The organism is Mesorhizobium sp. M2A.F.Ca.ET.067.02.1.1 (assembly GCF_004023285.1).
Taxonomy (GTDB): Bacteria; Pseudomonadota; Alphaproteobacteria; order Rhizobiales; family Rhizobiaceae; genus Mesorhizobium.
This window is the reverse complement of sequence record NZ_RZSB01001283.1, coordinates 1-810: the sequence shown is the minus strand read 5'-3', so window position 1 is coordinate 810 and position 810 is coordinate 1. Positions and strand designations below refer to the sequence as shown.

The 810-nt window shown below is 60.6% G+C and carries 1 protein-coding gene; it reads right to left on the bottom strand.

Annotated elements, in window-relative coordinates; all coding sequences use genetic code 11:
- Nucleotides 1-336: 336 nt before the first annotated feature.
- A partial coding sequence (locus EOA28_RS37320; RefSeq protein ID WP_128315917.1) for an ATP-binding cassette domain-containing protein occupies nt 337-810 on the bottom strand: 474 nt, incomplete at its 5' end.

Genomic DNA, 810 nt, shown 5'->3' with positions numbered 1-810 from the left:
GCCTATGCAAGGTCCTCTGTCGGCGGGTAAGACCCTACAATTTCCAAAGAAATCTCCTTCAACCGGCATGCCTGTAGAATCTCCAGGAGACCTGCGCATGCCACATCCGACTTGCCTTTCTGAAGGTATACGCCGACAACTGTTTAAAACAATGTATATCGCATGGCGTTGCTGATGAAATGACTAAAACTTTAAGTATATGGAGACGAATTTAAACACCGCATTACCTCACTCAAGCCGCGTGACGAGAGCGCGGTTGCAGACCTTGGATTGATCTGCGCTGCCGCGGCGGAGCCGGACAGCCGACGGCCCGGCCGGAGCCGGGCCGTCCTTTCCTCAGGCGACGAGGCCTTTGGTCAGTTCGAGCGCCTGCCGCTCCAACAGCCGTCGGTAGATGCCGCCATTGAGGCGGATCAGATCGTCATGCGAACCCTCTTCGGCGATACGGCCTCGATCGAAGACCAGCAGGCGGTCGAGCGCCCGAACCGTCGAGAGCCGGTGCGCGATGACAAGGGTCGTGCGCCCCACCATCAGCCGCTCCATCGCCCTCTGGATCAGCACTTCCGATTCCGAATCCAGGCTCGATGTCGCCTCATCCAGGATCAGGATGCGCGCATCCGCCAGGAAGGCTCGCGCGATCGCCACGCGCTGCCGCTCACCCCCAGAAAGCTTCACACCGCGCTCGCCGACCAGGGTTCCGTAGCCCCTGGGCAGGTTGGTGATGAAATCATGCGCGCTGGCGAGTTTCGCCGCATGCTCGATCTCGGCCTGGCTGGCGCCGGGCCTGGCATAGGCGATGTTCTCGGCAAG